General features: G+C 73.6%; 14 protein-coding genes. 4 read left to right on the plus strand and 10 right to left on the minus strand.

Translation table 11 applies throughout. The features are described 5' to 3' along the window. Positions 1-18 precede the first annotated feature (18 nt). From ACZ67M_RS08630 to ACZ67M_RS08665, 8 genes are all read right to left on the minus strand, one after another. On the minus strand, positions 19-936 hold the full coding sequence (locus tag ACZ67M_RS08630) for a siderophore-interacting protein (protein ID WP_469850146.1): 918 nt from the start codon (positions 934-936) through the stop codon (positions 19-21). Beyond that, positions 933-1,178, minus strand: a complete 246-nt coding sequence (locus tag ACZ67M_RS08635) for a phosphopantetheine-binding protein (RefSeq protein WP_392011966.1) — start codon at positions 1,176-1,178, stop codon at positions 933-935. Before ACZ67M_RS08635 ends, ACZ67M_RS08630 begins: the two co-directional genes overlap by 4 nt. Positions 1,179-1,227: 49 nt before the next feature. Further along, positions 1,228-2,424, minus strand: coding sequence for an isochorismate synthase (locus tag ACZ67M_RS08640; RefSeq protein WP_469850147.1), 1,197 nt, complete (start codon positions 2,422-2,424; stop codon positions 1,228-1,230). Between the two features lie 112 nt (positions 2,425-2,536). Next, positions 2,537-2,755: an MbtH family protein gene (locus ACZ67M_RS08645; RefSeq protein ID WP_361358214.1), complete on the minus strand. Its 219-nt coding sequence runs from the start codon at positions 2,753-2,755 to the stop codon at positions 2,537-2,539. Positions 2,756-2,837: 82 nt separating this feature from the next. Next, positions 2,838-4,226, minus strand: coding sequence for a lysine N(6)-hydroxylase/L-ornithine N(5)-oxygenase family protein (locus tag ACZ67M_RS08650; RefSeq protein WP_469850150.1), 1,389 nt, complete (start codon positions 4,224-4,226; stop codon positions 2,838-2,840). 68 nt (positions 4,227-4,294) lie between these two features. Then, entirely contained in the window at positions 4,295-4,957 is a 663-nt protein-coding gene (locus ACZ67M_RS08655; protein ID WP_469850152.1) for an isochorismatase family protein, read from the minus strand. 9 nt (positions 4,958-4,966) lie between these two features. After that, complete coding sequence (locus ACZ67M_RS08660; protein WP_392011977.1) at positions 4,967-6,646, minus strand: (2,3-dihydroxybenzoyl)adenylate synthase; 1,680 nt, start codon at positions 6,644-6,646, stop codon at positions 4,967-4,969. 117 nt (positions 6,647-6,763) lie between these two features. Next, positions 6,764-7,570, minus strand: coding sequence for a 2,3-dihydro-2,3-dihydroxybenzoate dehydrogenase (locus ACZ67M_RS08665; RefSeq protein WP_469850154.1), 807 nt, complete (start codon positions 7,568-7,570; stop codon positions 6,764-6,766). A 304-nt stretch (positions 7,571-7,874) separates the two neighbouring features. Here ACZ67M_RS08665 and ACZ67M_RS08670 point away from each other — a divergent pair, with 304 nt between their 5' ends. Then, a complete protein-coding gene (locus ACZ67M_RS08670; protein ID WP_361358200.1) occupies positions 7,875-8,300 on the plus strand; it encodes a DUF6003 family protein in 426 nt (141 codons plus the stop codon). A gap of 13 nt (positions 8,301-8,313) precedes the next feature. On the opposite strand, the gene ACZ67M_RS08675 is transcribed toward ACZ67M_RS08670, so the two are convergent. Together ACZ67M_RS08675 and ACZ67M_RS08680 are read right to left on the minus strand one after the other, a co-directional pair. Then, positions 8,314-8,928 (minus strand): TOPRIM nucleotidyl transferase/hydrolase domain-containing protein, encoded by a 615-nt coding sequence (locus ACZ67M_RS08675; RefSeq protein WP_392235914.1) that lies wholly within the window; start codon positions 8,926-8,928, stop codon positions 8,314-8,316. Between the two features lie 62 nt (positions 8,929-8,990). Then, the gene (locus ACZ67M_RS08680; RefSeq protein ID WP_469850155.1) at positions 8,991-10,538 is read right to left on the minus strand and encodes an IucA/IucC family protein; all 1,548 of its coding nucleotides are present in this window, start codon (positions 10,536-10,538) and stop codon (positions 8,991-8,993) included. 117 nt (positions 10,539-10,655) lie between these two features. On the opposite strand from ACZ67M_RS08680, the gene ACZ67M_RS08685 reads away from it, so the two are divergent. The 3 genes from ACZ67M_RS08685 to ACZ67M_RS08695 all read left to right on the plus strand — a co-directional run bounded on the left by ACZ67M_RS08685 (position 10,656) and on the right by ACZ67M_RS08695 (position 14,328). After that, positions 10,656-12,182, plus strand: a complete 1,527-nt coding sequence (locus tag ACZ67M_RS08685; protein WP_469850156.1) for an IucA/IucC family protein — start codon at positions 10,656-10,658, stop codon at positions 12,180-12,182. Between the two features lie 62 nt (positions 12,183-12,244). Further along, a complete protein-coding gene (locus ACZ67M_RS08690) occupies positions 12,245-13,522 on the plus strand; it encodes a VWA domain-containing protein (protein WP_392011986.1) in 1,278 nt (425 codons plus the stop codon). Beyond that, the gene (locus ACZ67M_RS08695) at positions 13,522-14,328 is read left to right on the plus strand and encodes a hypothetical protein (protein WP_392011989.1); all 807 of its coding nucleotides are present in this window, start codon (positions 13,522-13,524) and stop codon (positions 14,326-14,328) included. Before ACZ67M_RS08690 ends, ACZ67M_RS08695 begins: the two co-directional genes overlap by 1 nt. Positions 14,329-14,377 lie beyond the last annotated feature (49 nt).

Here is a 14,377-nt window from a genome sequence, read left to right on the forward strand (position 1 = left end):
CGGCGGGTGCGACCCGCCTCATGCTCCTCGCTGGTCACGGTCGTGCCCGTGCGGCTCGTGGTCGTGGTCGTGCCCGTGCGGCTCGTGGTCGTGGTCGTCGTCGAAGTCGGCGACGCCGCGTTTCCAGTAACCGCTGATCTCGTAGTCGGCGCGTTCCAGGCGCAGTTCGTCCCGGATCCAGCGGCGCAGAGGTTTGATCTGCCCCGCCTCGCCGGCGATCCAGGCGTACAGCCGCTCGCCCTCGGGCACGGTGATCCCGGTGACGGACCGGACCAGGAGATCACCGGTGCCGGCCGGGCGGGCGCCGCGGTGCAGCCAGTGCACCTCGACCCCCTCCGGGGCGGAGAGCGGGATCTCCTGCGTGGCGTCGGCGACCTCGACGAACGCCCAGCCCCGGGCGTCGCCCGGCAGGTGCTCGAGCCAGCGGGCGACCGCGGGCAGCGCCGTGATGTCGGCGACCAGCAGGTAGCGGTCGTAGACCGGGGGGACGATCAGCCCGCCGGGCGGGCCCGCGACGTGGGCGCGGTCACCGGGGGCCACGTCCCGGGCCCAGTCGGAGGCCAGGCCGCCCTCGTGCGGGGCGATGTCGATGTCGATCTCCCCGGCCGCCGCGTCGTGACGGCGCACGGTGTACTCGCGTGAGGTGGGTGCCGGACGCGGCCAGCGCAACAGGTCGCCGTTGGGCTCCGGTAGGCGCAGCGAGCCGTCCGGCTCCGGGAAGATCAGCTTCACGTGGTCGATCGGCGAGTGGGACTCGAAGCCCTCGACGCCGGGCCCGCCCAGGGTCAGCCGCAGCAGTCCGGTGCCCACCATGGTGGTGCGCACGACCCGTGCCTCACGGATGCGGATCGGATAGCGCACCTTCTGCGGGACGCTCCCGGCCCGGACCTCGGCGATCCGCTCCAGGTGCCGGTGCCCTTGACCCTTTGCCGTCACGGACTTTCCCTCTTGCCCGTCAGCAGGCTTATCCAGTGGGCGAGTTCGGGCTGTTCCGCGAGGTCGGGAAGCTCCAGGCCCAAGGCTCCGGCCGAACGCCAGCGCTCGGTCAGGGTCATCAGCCGGACCGAGTCCATGCCGAGGTCGAAGAGGTTCTCCTCGGGCCCGATCTCGGAGGTGTCGCACCCGAGGATCTCGGCCACGTCCGCAAGAATCCGCTCGGACGACAGTGTCTGGTTCACCGGTTGGCTCCTGTTGGTGTGTGGTCGGTCGTGCCGCGGTGGTGAGGTCTCACGCCAGGTTCTCCAGTCCGAGCGCCTTGAGAAGGGTGCGGAACTTGGCGGTGGTCTCGGCGAGTTCGGCCTCGGGGTGCGAGCCGGCGACGACTCCGGCGCCGGCGAAGATCCGTACCGTCCGGTCGCACACCTCGGCGCTGCGGATCGTCACCGCCCATTCGCCGTCGCCGTGCCGGTCGTTCCAGCCGACCATGCCGGCGTAGAAGCCGCGGTCCTGGGCCTCGATCTCGGCGATGGCGTCGACGGCTCCGACGGTGGGGACTCCGCCCACCGCGGGGGTCGGGTGCAGGGCCTCGGCCAGACCTAGCGACGAGGAGGCGGGGTCGGCGGCGTCGCGCAGCCGGCCGGTGATCCTGGTGGACAGGTGCCACATGGTCGGGGTGCCGAGTACTTCGGGGCTGTCGAGAACCTCCAGGTCCGTGCAGAACCGGCCGAGCACCTCCGCCACCTGTCCCGCGGTGTGGGCGTGTTCGCCGAGGTCCTTGGCCGAGTTCCGCAGTCGGGCGACGCGTTCCCGGTCCAGCGCCTCGTCGCCGGTGCGCGGGGCGGAGCCGGCCAGGGGGTTGGCGGTCACGGTCGCGCCCCGCCGGGACACCAGCAGTTCGGGGCTGGCGCCGACGAGGGTGCGCGAGGCGCTGTCGCCGAGGGCCGTGACGTCGGCGGCGAAGGCGTAGGCGGACGGGTTGCCGCACACCAGCCGGGAGAGCAGGGTGGGGACCCACACGGGCGCGTCGGCGGTGAGTTCCAGGCAGCGGGCGAGGACCACCTTGCGGAGCTTCTCGTCGCGGATGAGGTCCAGCGCGCGGCGCACGCCCTCGGCGTAGCCCTCGGGTTCGGGGACCGGCCGGACCCGCCAGCCCTCGCGGGTGTGCAGGTCCGGCACCTGTATGTGCTCGGGCGCACCCGCGCGCCGTACGACGGCCGGCACCACCAGGGAGGCGTCCGCCTCGGGACGGAAGCCGACGGCTCCGGCCACCACGGGGTCCGGCACGCCGGCCAGGGCGGCCTTGTCCAGCGCCCGGGCGGCGGCCGCGGCGAGCGTGCCTTGGGCCGGCGCGACACGGGAGTGCACCCCGTCCGCCAGCATCGTGCCGCGCGGCGAGGAGAAGTAGAACGATCCGGTCAGGTAGGCCGCCAGCAGGTCGGCGGCCTCGTAGACGGGGTGGGGACGCACCGAGGTGGATATGGACACGTCTGCGAATCCTTTGTTCCGGCGTAGCGGATGAATCCCCGATCGGGTCGCGGGGTCGGGCTGTTGAGCTGCGTCTGTGGCCGGGAGCGTGTGGCACGGACTCCCCGACGGGTCACCGTGCGCGTTCGGCGTGCGCGATCAGGCCGGCGGGGCGCATGTCCGTCCAGTGCTCCTCCACGTGGGCGAGGCAGCCGGCGCGGGAGTCCTCACCGTGCACCACGGTCCAGCCCGCGGGCACCTCGGCGAAGGCGGGCCACAGCGAATGCTGCCGGTCCGGGTTGACCAGGACGAGGAAGTCGGCTCCGTCGTCCTCGAAGGGGTTGGCGCCCATGGAAGCTCCTTGCGTGGATGATGCCGGGGCGCGGGGGCCGGAGCGGGGACACGGCCGCGTCCGTACGCGTCCCGGCGAGGGTTCAGTCGGTCGTGACGGCGAGGCCTGCGGCCGCTTCGACCGCTGCGGCCGGAGCCGGCACCCCCCGCCCGGCCCGGTCGAGGAGCAGGGCGTCGCAGATCTCGCCGGAGCGGACCGCGAGGGCGGAGAGCAGTGAGGAGGTGATCCCGTGCGTGTGCTCGGTGGCGGCGCCCTGCACGTAGATCCCGGCGCGCACCCGCGGGGTGGTGAGGACCCGGTGGTCGCGGCTGATGCGCAGCCGCCCGGCACCGTCCGTCAGGCACTCCTCGGCCAGCGGGCCGAGCAGGGTGCGCGGGTCGGTGGGCCGGTAGCCGGTCGCCATCACCACGGCGTCGCAGTCGAGGGTGTACGGCTCCCCTTCGATCAGCGGACGCAGGTGGAGGCGGGCGCCGTCCTCGCGTTCCTCCACGGCCGTGAGGGCGGTGGTGTTGAGGAACCGCATCCGCTCGTCGCCGGCCACCTTCTCCTGGTAGGAGGTCCGGTACAGCTGCTCGATCAGATCGGGATCGACGACCGAGTAGTTGGTGTTGGAGTGGTAGTCGAGCAGCGACCGCTTGACGTCGTCGGGCGCGGCGTAGAAGTCGTCCACCGCCCCCGGGTCGAAGATCCGGTTGGCGAAGGCGCTGTCGTCCGCGGGGCTGTACCCGTACCGGCTGAAGACCGCGCAGACCTCGGCGTCCGGGAACTCGCGGTGCAGGAACTCGACGGTCTCGGCGGCGGACTGGCCGGCACCGACGACGGCGAAACGGCGGTGCGAACGGCTTTTCAGCGAAACGGAGTTGGGGAGCAGATCCCGGTTGTGCCACACCCGCGGCCCCAGTTCGACACCGTCGGGGAGTCTCGGCGTCAGTCCGGTGCCGATGACGAGATTGCGGGCCCGCAGCGTCTCGCCCTCGGCCGCGGAGCCGTCCACCGGGCGCGAGCGCACCTCGAGGACGTCGGACTCGCCGCCGTCCTCAAGGGAGACGGAATGGACCTGCCGGCCGTAGCGCACCTGCTCGGACACCCCGGTGGCGCACCAGCTCAGGTACTCGTGGAACTCGATCCGCGTCGGGAAGAACGTCTTCTGGTTCATGAAGTCGACGAGCCGGCCCCGCTCGTGCAGGAACCGCAGGAAGGTGAAGCGGCTGCTCGGATCGCGCATCGTGGCCAGGTCCTTGAGGAAGGACACCTGCATGGTGGCGCCGGCGAGCAGCATGCCCCGGTGCCAGCCGAACTCCCGCTGCCGCTCCAGGAAGGCGGTGCGCAGTGAGCGGGCACCGCCGCAGTGCGCGTTGTGCTCCTCGATCGCGATGGCCAGCGCGAGATTGGCCGGGCCGAAGCCTATGCCGACCAGATCGTGGACCGACTGCCCGTCGTCCCGTCCCGCGCCTACGTGCCCTGCTGACATCCTCGTCCTTTGTTCGGGTCCCACCAGGACCACACTGGAACCATGACGTTCACTTAGGTAAGGCTTACCTAATCTTTCTGGTCGGGAAGCGGGGTGTCAAGCCAGGTCCGCAGCGTGCGGTCCGTGGTGGACACCACCGCGCAGCGGCCCGCGGACCAGCGCAGCGCCATCTCGTGGTCGGCCGGGGAGAAGTCCGCCACGGCATCGGCGACCACGAAGGACTGGATGTCCCGCATCCAGGCGTCACAGGCCGTCATCATCACGCCGATGTGCGCGTAAACGCCGACGATCACCAGCTGATCGCGGCCCCAGCCCCGGAGCCGCTCCTCCAGATCGGTGCGGGCGAAGGCGCTGTACTTCCATTTCGTCAGCACCGTGTCCCCGGGCGCCGGCGCCACGTCCGCGGGTACCGCCAGCACCGCCGGATCGTCGGCCACCCCGGGCCCCCAGAAGTCGAGTTGGAGCCCGCGCTCCTGCGGGCTCTGCCCGCCGCGCTGGGTGGAGTACACCACTGGCACGCCCAATTGGCGCGCCCCGGACAGCAGTCGCGCGGTGTTGGCGAGCATCCCGGTCAGCGGCTGCTCGCCGGCCGGGAAGGCGGACAGGAAGTGCTGCTGAAGATCGTGCACGAGCAGTACGGAACGGGCCGGGTCCGCCGTCCAGGAGACCCGGTTGTCCGGGAGCTCCTCGGGTGTGGGGAGCGGATAGGCGGCGATGGCGGGAAGTGGCATGGGGGTTCCTCAGAGCTGCTCGGGGGCGGACGCGGCGGAGCGCAGGCCCTTCTTGCTGACCTTGCCGACGCCCGTATGGGGGAAGGCGTCCACGAAACGGACCAGGTCGGGGATCTTGTACGCGGCGACTCCGCGGGCGCGGACGAACGCCTTTATGGCCGCGGGGCGCATCGGTTCGGCGCCCTCGCGCAGGATCACGTGGGCGAGGGTGCGTTCGCCGAGGAAGTCGTCGGGCACCGCGACGAGTGAGACGTCGTGCACGTCGGGGTGGGCGAGGATGATGTTCTCGATCTCCTCCGGTGCGACCTTCTCGCCGCCCCTGTTGATCTGGTCCTTGGCGCGGCCTTCGACGACCAGGTGTCCGCTCGGCGTGCGGCGCACGATGTCACCGGTGCGGTAGAAGCCCTCCTCGGTGAACGAGCGCCCGTTGTGATCGGGCGCCCGCCAGTAGCCGCGGATGGTGTAGGGGCCTCGGGTGAGCAGGTGCCCGAACTCGCCGTCCGGCACGTCCCGGTCGGCGTCGTCGACGATCCGGACCTCGTCGTCGGGGGAGATCGGCAGGCCCTGCGTGGTGACGACGGTCTCCGGATCGTCGTCCAGGCGCGTGTAGTTGACCAGACCTTCGGCCATGCCGAAGACCTGCATCAGGCGGCAGCCCAGTGCGGGCTCCAGCCGACGCGCCGCCTGCTCGCTGTACTTGGCGCCGCCGACCAGGACCAGGCCGAGCGACGACAGGTCGTGCTCGCCGCGTGCGGCGGCCTCCGTCCACAGCAACGCGAGCGGCGGCACCAGACCGGTGAGGGTGATCCCCTCCTGCTCGATCAGCGCGAAGGCGGTCGCCGGCTCGGGCCCGGGGCACATGACGACCGTTCCGCCCGCGTACAGGGTGCCGAGCCAACCGGGTGAACTCATCGGGAAGTTGTGGGCGGCGGGCAGGGTCACGAGGTAGCGGGTGCCGGCGTCGACGCCGCAGATCTCGTTGGAGCCGCGGAGCGAGTAGACGTAGTCGTCGTGGGTGCGGGGGATCAGCTTGGACACCCCGGTCGTCCCGCCCGAGAGCTGGAGGAACGCCAGCTCGTGCGGCTCGGGTCCGGGCAGCGGTCCGGACGGGTCGCGGGGCACGTCGGACAGTGCCGTGTGCACGCCGGGCTCGCCCACCACGAACACCTCCTTCAGGCCCGGGCAGTTCTGCCGAACGCGTGCCGCGAGTTCACGGTGGTCGAAGCCGGCGAGTACGTCCGGGACGACGTACGCGACGGCCTCGCTGAAGGAGCAGAAGTGCAGGATCTCGGTGTCGCGGTGGGCCGGCAGCGCGAACACCGGCAGCGCGCCGATCCGGAACAGCGCGAAGACCACCTCGACGAACTCGGCCACGTTCGGCAACTGGACGACGACCCGGTCCCCCCGCCCGATCCCCCGCGCCGCGAAGCCGGCGGCGAGCCGGTCGGCCGCCTCGTCCAGCTCCCGGTACGTCCGCACCCGGCGCTCGGGCGCGGGGTCCACCAGGGCGACCCGGTCGGGGTGGGCGGCGGCCCGCTCGCGGAGCACCCCACCGAAGGTCTCGCCACGCCAGTACCCGGCCTCCCGGTAGCGGTCGGCGAACTCGGCGGGCCAGGTGGGGGCGTCGACGCCGGGGGTGAGCGCGGTCGGGACGGGGGCCGGCTTGGCGGGGGTCGGTTCGACGGGCACGGCAGGCTCCAGGGGTCTCTGGCGGGAGGGGTGGGGGGCGGGCCGCGGCGGCGCGGCATACGGGAGTTCCCGTCCGGGACGTATGACGTGGGACGTACGACGGCGGCGGTGTTCGGCTCAGGCGCGCAGCGTGGCCCCGCCGTCCACGTAGAGGTCGTGCAGGGTGATGTGCCTGGCGCGGTCGGAGGCCAGGAAGGCCACGGCGTCCGCGATGTCGGAGGGCTCGGCGATCCGGCCCAGTGGAATGCCCGTGCGGTACGAGGCCAGGTCGCCCTCGATGACGCCACGCCGCCCGGCCTCGACGCCCGCGGGGGACTCCCCCCACATGGCCCGCTGCATCTCGGTCATGGTGGAGCCCGGCGATACCGTGTTGCACCGCACCCCGGAGGACGCGACCTCCAGGCCCAGGCACTTGGTGAACATCACCGCGGCGGCCTTGGAGGCCGCGTAGGCGGCCATGCCGGTACGCGGGATGCCCCCGGCGTTCGACGCGACGGTGACGATGCTCCCCCGGCCGCGGGCGGCCATCCGGCGCGCGGCGGCGCGGGACACGTGCATCACGCCATGGGTGTTGACGGCGAAGGTGGCCACCCAGTCGGCGTCGTCCAGTTCGCACACGGCACCGCCGCGCAGGACGCCTGCCACGTTGACCACGACGTCCAGCGGCCCGAATGCACGCTCGGCCTCGTCGACCACGCGTTCCACTGCCGCCGCGTCACTCACGTCGAGGCCCCGCGCGCCGACCACGCCGCCGCCCGCCCCTGCACGCCCGTCGGCGGCGGCTTCCACCGCGGTCGCGTCCAGGTCGGTGGCGAGCACCCGCGCTCCCTGCGCGACGAGCGCGTCCACCACGGCGGCGCCTATCCCCCGCCCGGCCCCGGTGACCAGGGCGAACCGCCCTTCCAGTTCCCGTGCACCGCTCACCGGACATCAGCCTTCGGACCGGCGGATCCGTGGCGCCGCCCGGCTTGACGCGGGCGTCCGTGCGGCCCAACAGGGCGTACCGCAGGGCGAAGTGAGGGCAACATGACGTCGGAGTCTCCAGGAGTGTGCGGCGGTCGTGACCTTCACGCGGCTGTCCCGTGGCGGACCTTACGCGATTAACTTAGGTAAGGCTACCCATACTTGAAAGTGGCGTCGGCGGGTCCCGGCGCCGGGCGCTGCGGTGCCCCCGCGCGGCACTAAGATCGGTGGCTCACACCCGTGTCGGGAAAGGCGAGGCTGAGCGATGGCCGATGACGCGTACCTGTTCCTGCTGCCGGAGCGTCATCCGCGGCTCGCGGCGCCGCTGGCGGCGGTCGGCCCGTTGGAGTGCCTGGAGACGCCCGCCGTGCGCGGCTGGCTCTCGGCGCACGGTACGGCGCCGGGGTCCGAGCAGGTCAGGATTCTTCCGGCGGCCAAGGACGTCCTCATCCCGGAGGAGGCCGAGCGGCTGCCCGTGCCGCTCACCTCGGACGAGGCCCTGCGGGTGGAGCAGGAGTGCACCCCGGCGTCCATCACCGACCTGGAGAGGGAGCTACTCGGTTTCCGTGAGGTCACCCAGGACTGGGAGGCGCTGGTGCACCGTGCTCACGCGGCCGGGATCCCCGCGCCCCGCATCGCGCAGCTGACCGGGATCGACCCCGTGGACATCGGTCGGCTGACCCAGTTCTGACGGGGCGGCCCGGTCACAGGCCCGTGAAGAGTCCGCGGAGTGGAGCGGGTGTACGGGCGGGGTCGAGGGCCTCGACCAGGAGGCGGCCATAGCGGATCTTGCGGCCCTTCTTCGTGGAGAGGAAGCGCCGCAGCTGCTGGTGCCGGGAGCGGCCGTGCTGGGCGGGCTGGCCCAGGAAGGTCTGCCAGGGGCGCAGCTCGCCCTCGGCCCGGATGATCTCCTCGGCCCGGTCCGGGCCGAGGGCGCGGAGCAGTTCGTCCTCCAGGTCCGCCTCGCAGACGAAGAAGTCCCGGGGCGCCCCGGCCCGCTGCCAGCCCCGTTCGTAGAAGCGCACCTCGCCCACGTCGCACAGGCCCTTCAGGCGCAGGCCGAGACCGGGCGGGCCGAGCAGACCGGCGTAGCGGCCGACGCTCATCGCCCCGCCCATCGCCACCACGGCCACCCCTTCGGCGACCAGGTCCCGGCCCTCCCGCTCGGCCAGCGCCTCGACGGCCGCGAGGTCGCTGGGGCCCTCGAGGAGCACCGCCGTCCGCAGCCCGAGCGCCCCCGCCAGCTCGCCCGCCGTTTCGCCGGCCCCGCCGGCCGCCCAGCGGGCGGCCTCGTCCCGGAACGCCTCGATGTCCGCCATGCAGCGAGTGTGCACCTCCGGGGCCCGCGATCGCACGGATTATCGCCGCGGTCCCGGTCCGCTCACGCCTCCCGCAGGGGGTTGGGCAGCGGCAGGTAGCGGGCGTCCGCGCCGTCGGCGCCCGTCCAGCGCAGGAGGAGGTTGGTCTTCGCGGGAAGGGTGGGGGCGGTGAGCAGGGCGGGGATTTCGGGGAGCGGGTGGCGGGAGAGGGCGCGGCGGACCGCCGGCCAGGGGTCGAGGCCGGGATGGTGTTCGGCCAGGGCGGCGGCGATCTCCCAGAGGTGGTTGACGACCAGGCAGTACACCAGCCGCTCCCAGCCGTCGGCGCGGGAGGTGTCCGGCAGCAGCTTGACGCCCTCCGCGTCCCGGAACAGCGCCTGGACCGGGGTGCCGTCGGCGTCCACCGCGACCAGGGTGTTCTGGAGGTGGGCCTCCAGGACGACGCCGTCCTCGGCGAAGGCGGTCAGGACGGGCGGCACGACGGCGTCGAGGTACGCCCGCCACCAGGCCGCCGGGTCGGTGGCGCGGGCCAGTGGGCTGCCGGGGAAGCCCTCCACGAGCGCGGCGGTGAGCAGCGGGGTCGCGCCGGGCAGGACGCGGTCGCGCAGTCCGTCGCGGACGACGACGGCCAGTTCCTCGAAGGCGAAGTCCGCGGTGCGGTGGCCGCGGTCGCCGAGCCAGGCCGCCGGGGTCCCGGCGGCGGCGAACGCCTCGGTGACCGCCGTGTCGGTGCGGCGCAGCCGGAGCAGGTCGTGCCGCCACAGGCGCCGGATGTCGTTGGTGATGCGCACGTCGAGGCTGAACTTCAGGAAGAGGTCGCGCCCGGGCAGGTACTCGGGCGCGTACACCGTGCGGATCGCCGCCGTCGGCCAGGTGAAGAAGCCGGTGGTGCCCAGCCGGACGAGCCGTCCGTCGCGGAAGGCGGGGGCGAGTGCGGTGGCCGCCAGGTCCAGCTGCCACGGGTGGGCCGGCAGCAGCCGGTAGCCGGGCGGGGCCTGGCCGAGGGCGTCCAGGGCGGCGGTGTCGCCCTCGTCGACGACCGTGTCCTCGCGCACGCCGAGCAGCACCAGCGGAAAGCGGGCGTGCGCCTCGGGCGCGTACGGCAGCCAGCCGGAGTGCGGGCCGCCGCCGCGCGCCTTGGGGGCGGGATGGTGGGTGTGGCCGGTGAGCAGGGACTGCTCGGAGCGGACGTAGGGGTCCTCCGGCGGGGTGGCACGCGCGCGTGCCGTCAGCAGCGCGGCCACGGCGTCCCGGCTGTCGGTCATCTCGGTGGGCAGTTCGTGGTTGGCCAGGCCGGTGTGCCGGCGCAGCTCCTCCGCGACGAGTTTCACCAGCTCGGCGTGGCCGACGCGGTGCCAGCCGCCCGCCGCGCGGAGTTCCGGTTCGGCGGGACGCCGGCCGGCGCGCACGCGCAGCAGTCTGCCGCCGGGCAGCCGGTACACCGGGCGCGCCCCGGCGCCGGGCAGCGGCCGCGCCACCTCGCGCAGCAGGCAGTTCAGCAGCGGCACGGCCGCGCAGGCGTCGGCGCGTTCGGAGACGCCGCCCGGGGAAGCGGCGTCCCGGGCGGCGTCGGCGCCGGTGGGCGGGGGCAGGAGATCCACGCGTTCCACTCGTTCCCTACGGTCTGTCCATGGCGGAGAGGACGGAGACGATCAGTATGTCTGTAGACGTCAGGTCCGTGGTCGTCCCTCCGCCTGCCGTCGTACCCGTACCCGAGGAGCCCGCCCGTGCACCGTCCCCGCAGCACAGAGGCCGAGGTCGCCGACGAGCTGGCGGCCGTCCGACCCGCTCTGGCCGACCGGTTCGCCGCCGAGCGGCCGGGCGCCCGCGCGGCCGTGCTGTCCCGGCTGTGGCGTGCGTTCGCCCATGAGCCGCTGCCCTGGATCGCGGGCCGGGAGCCCGCCGGGGACGGGCTGGTGCTGCGCCTCGGGGACGGCCGGCGGCTGGCCGGTCCGGCGGCCGACCCGTACCGCACGGACGCGTACGCCCCGGTCGTCCACCTCGACGAGGTCGCGTACGACGATCCGGAGCGGCTGATGACCGACCTCGCCGTAGCGCACTCCACCGGGTTCGCCGCCGAACTCGGGCACAGCGTCGCCTCGTTGGCTCTGTCGCGCGCCGGGCAGCCGCGGGCGGTGGGCGGTGCGGCGCCGGAGGTTCACCCGGACGAGTGGCCGGAGACCGACTGGGGGTGGGAACGGCGCGTGGTCGACGGGCACCCCTACCACCCCGGCTGCCGTTCGCGGCCGGGCTTCTCGGTGGCGGAGCAGCTCGCGTACGGGCCCGAGCACGGGCCGGTGGTGGAGCTGGGCCTGGTGCCGGTCCCGGCGGGCGAGTGCCTGGTGACGGGGGCGTGGCCGAGGGAGCTGCGGGACGGGCCGGCGGTGCTGGTGCCGGTGCATCCGTGGCAGGCGGCGCACGTGCTCAAGCGGCCCTGCGAGGAGGGGATCGCCGCGCACCCGCTGATGTCCCTGCGGACGCTGGCCGTGCCCGGCGGACCGCACGTCAAGACCGCGCTCAGCGCCCGCCTGACGTCCTCGGTGCGGGACATCTCGGTCGCCTCGGTCGGCGCGTCGGCGGACGTGTCCCGCTTCGGGCAGGAGCTGGCGGCACGCCTGGACGGGCTGCTGCACGTCACCGGCACCCTGGGCGCGGTGGCCGCCGGCTCCCCCGACCTGGCCGCCGTACTGCGCGAGTCGCCGCGGGCGTACGCGGCCCCCGGCGAGCACGTGGTCCCGGTGGCCGCGCTGGCGGGCATCGGTCTTTCCGGGTCGCCGGGGTGGCGGGCGGCGTTCGCGCGGCTCGCGCTCGGGGTGGGGCTGCGGTTGCTGGAGCTGGGCGTGGCCCTGGAGGCGCACGGGCAGAACCTGCTCGTGGTGCTCTCCCCGACGGGCGAGCCGCTGCGTCTGGTCTACCGCGACCTGGCCGACATCCGCGTCAGCCCGGCCCGCCTGGTCCGGCACGGCGTCGCCGTCCCGCCGCTGCCCGCGCGGATGCTCAGCGACGATCCGGTGGCGCTGCGGCGCAAGTTGTTCGGTTCGCTGGTGGGCGGCGCGCTGGCGGCGACGGCCGGTTCCGGTGCGGCGCTGGGCGAGGCGCTGGAGGAGGCGGTACGCGAACTGCCGCGAACTCCCGACGTCCTGGCCCTGTGCGAGGAACCGCTGCCGGTGAAGTCGCTGACACTGATGCGTACTTCGCCGGGGACCACGGGGGATCTGTGGACGGAGCTGCCCAATCCGCTGCACGCGGGGTGAAGTCGGGGCGTCATGGCGGTCTCGTTTTGGAGCCCGGCGTCAGTGGTCAATAAGATCCGCCGATGATCACAAGAACACGGCTGGCGGCGGGCACCTGTGCCCTGCTCGCCGCGCTGACGGCCGGGTTGGCGTTCCCGGCCGGAGCGGTGGCCGGTGAACCCACGGGTGAGGACGCTCCGAAGGTCGACCTCGTGCTCGACGTCAGCGGGTCGATGCGGACGCGGGACATCGACGGCGGTACCCGGATGGCCGCGGCGAAGCAGGCCTTCAACGAGGTGCTGGACGCGACGCCCGAAGAGGTGCAGCTCGGCATCCGCACGCTCGGCGCCGACTACCCGGGCGACGACCGCAGGACGGGCTGCAAGGACACCGCGCAGCTCTACCCGGTGGGTCCGCTGGACCGCACCGAGGCGAAGACGGCAGTGGCCACGCTGGCGCCCACCGGCTGGACGCCGATCGGCCCCGCGCTGCTCAAGGCGGCCGACGACCTCGACGGCGGCGCCGGGTCCAAGCGGATCGTGCTGATCAGCGACGGTGAGGACACCTGCGCCCCGCTCGACCCGTGCGAGGTGGCCCGCGAGATCGCCGCCAAGGGCATCGGGCTGACCATCGACACGCTGGGCCTGGTGCCCAACGCGAAGATGCGGCAGCAGCTCAGCTGCATCGCCGAGGCGACCGGCGGCACCTACACGTCGGTCGAGCACACCGACGAACTGACCGAGAAGGTCAACCAGTTGGTGGACCGCGCGGCCGACCCGGTGGTGACGCCGGTCGCCACCGAGGGCGCGGACTCCTGCGCGAAGGCGCCGACGCTGAAGTCGGGGCTGTACACCGACCGCGCGGAGTTCGGCGGGCAGCGCTGGTACCGGGTCGACGTTGCGCCCGGCGAGGAGTTGCGCGCCTCGGTGAGCGTGGGCGCCGACCGGGCCGTGAACCCGTCCCACGGTGTGCTGCTGCGGGCGGTGACGGCGCGCGGGCGCGAGATCGTGCGCGGTGAGGCGGCGGGCGACGGCCGCACCGACGTGCTCTCGACGGGGCTGCGGTACCCGAAGGCGGAGAGCGACTCCGACGAGGACTCGGCGGACACGGCGGCCGAGGCCGTGTGCCTCCAGGTCACCCACTCCTTCTCCGTCGCCTCCGGCGTGAAGACCACCCCCGGACTGCCGCTGGAGCTGACCGTCGACGTCGTGGACGCCCCGAGCGACGCCGACGACGTGGCCTCCTTCGGTCTCGGCCGGGGCTGGTGGCTGCTCGGCCTGCTGGTGCTCGTCGGCTTCCTCGCCGGTCTGCTGTGGGGCTGGCTGTCGCGCTGGCGGTTCGCGATCTGGAGGACCAACTGATGCGTTTCACCCGAGCGTTGAGCGCGGCGGTGCTGCTGCTGGGACTCGCCGCGGCCCCCGCGGCGGCCGGCCCCTCGCCCTCCGCGAGCCCGTCGGACGACGGCGCGCCGACCGAGGCGGGTACGTCGTTCCGTACGGCGGCCGAGATCGAGCAGGGGCAGCAGGCCACGGCGAACGGCTCCGCGGGCGACTACCTGTACTGGTCGTTCCCCGCCGACGCCGGCCAACGGCCCACCGTCCAGGCCACGGTGAAGCTGCCCGAGACGCACGCGGCACAGACCTGGCGGATCGACGTGTACGACGGTCTGCGCCGCCGACAGGCCTGCCAGTGGGGCGCCGAGAACCGCACCGCCGCCGCGGACGCCTCCGCCCTGCGACTGGCGTGCGTGCTGCGCACGGTGCGCGCCTGGTCGGAGCCGTGGGCCAACGACCCGCTGCCGGGCACGTACTACGTCCGGCTGACGGCCGTGAACCTGCCGACGTCCGACCTCGGCGTCCCGGTCGGCACCGAGATACAGGTGGACTCGAAGGACATCGGCGGGGCCGCGGCGGTCGACGGCTCGCTCGCCGAGCCGCTGGTGCCGGGCGTCGCGGTGTCCTCCGGCAAGGACGACGGGGAGGACGGCGAGGAGCGCGGCGCCGTGCTCTCCGCGATCGAGCCGGAGGACGGCTGGGCGTCGGGCTGGTGGTCGGACCGCTGGGTGTGGACCGGCGTCGGCGCGGTGCTGGCCGCGCTCGCGGGCATCGGCGGCTACGCGCTGACCCGCGGTTCGGGCCGGCCGTCCCGGGTACCGCCGACGGTCTGACGTCCGCTCAGGAGGCCCGCCCCGCACCCGGGGCGGGCCTCCTGGTGTC

The sequence above is a fragment of the Streptomyces sp. NPDC107500 genome, from assembly GCF_055582785.1.

Bases quoted from the DNA above. Each gene is read 5' to 3' on its own strand.
- ACZ67M_RS08645 (WP_361358214.1), bottom strand. From the start codon at position 2,755: ATGGGCGCCAACCCCTTCGAGGACGACGGAGCCGACTTCCTCGTCCTG.
- ACZ67M_RS08650 (WP_469850150.1), bottom strand. From the start codon at position 4,226: ATGTCAGCAGGGCACGTAGGCGCGGGACGGGACGACGGGCAGTCGGTC.
- ACZ67M_RS08655 (WP_469850152.1), bottom strand. From the start codon at position 4,957: ATGCCACTTCCCGCCATCGCCGCCTATCCGCTCCCCACACCCGAGGAG.
- ACZ67M_RS08670 (WP_361358200.1), top strand. From the start codon at position 7,875: ATGGCCGATGACGCGTACCTGTTCCTGCTGCCGGAGCGTCATCCGCGG.
- ACZ67M_RS08675 (WP_392235914.1), bottom strand. From the start codon at position 8,928: ATGGCGGACATCGAGGCGTTCCGGGACGAGGCCGCCCGCTGGGCGGCC.
- ACZ67M_RS08690 (WP_392011986.1), top strand. From the start codon at position 12,245: ATGATCACAAGAACACGGCTGGCGGCGGGCACCTGTGCCCTGCTCGCC.
- ACZ67M_RS08695 (WP_392011989.1), top strand. From the start codon at position 13,522: ATGCGTTTCACCCGAGCGTTGAGCGCGGCGGTGCTGCTGCTGGGACTC.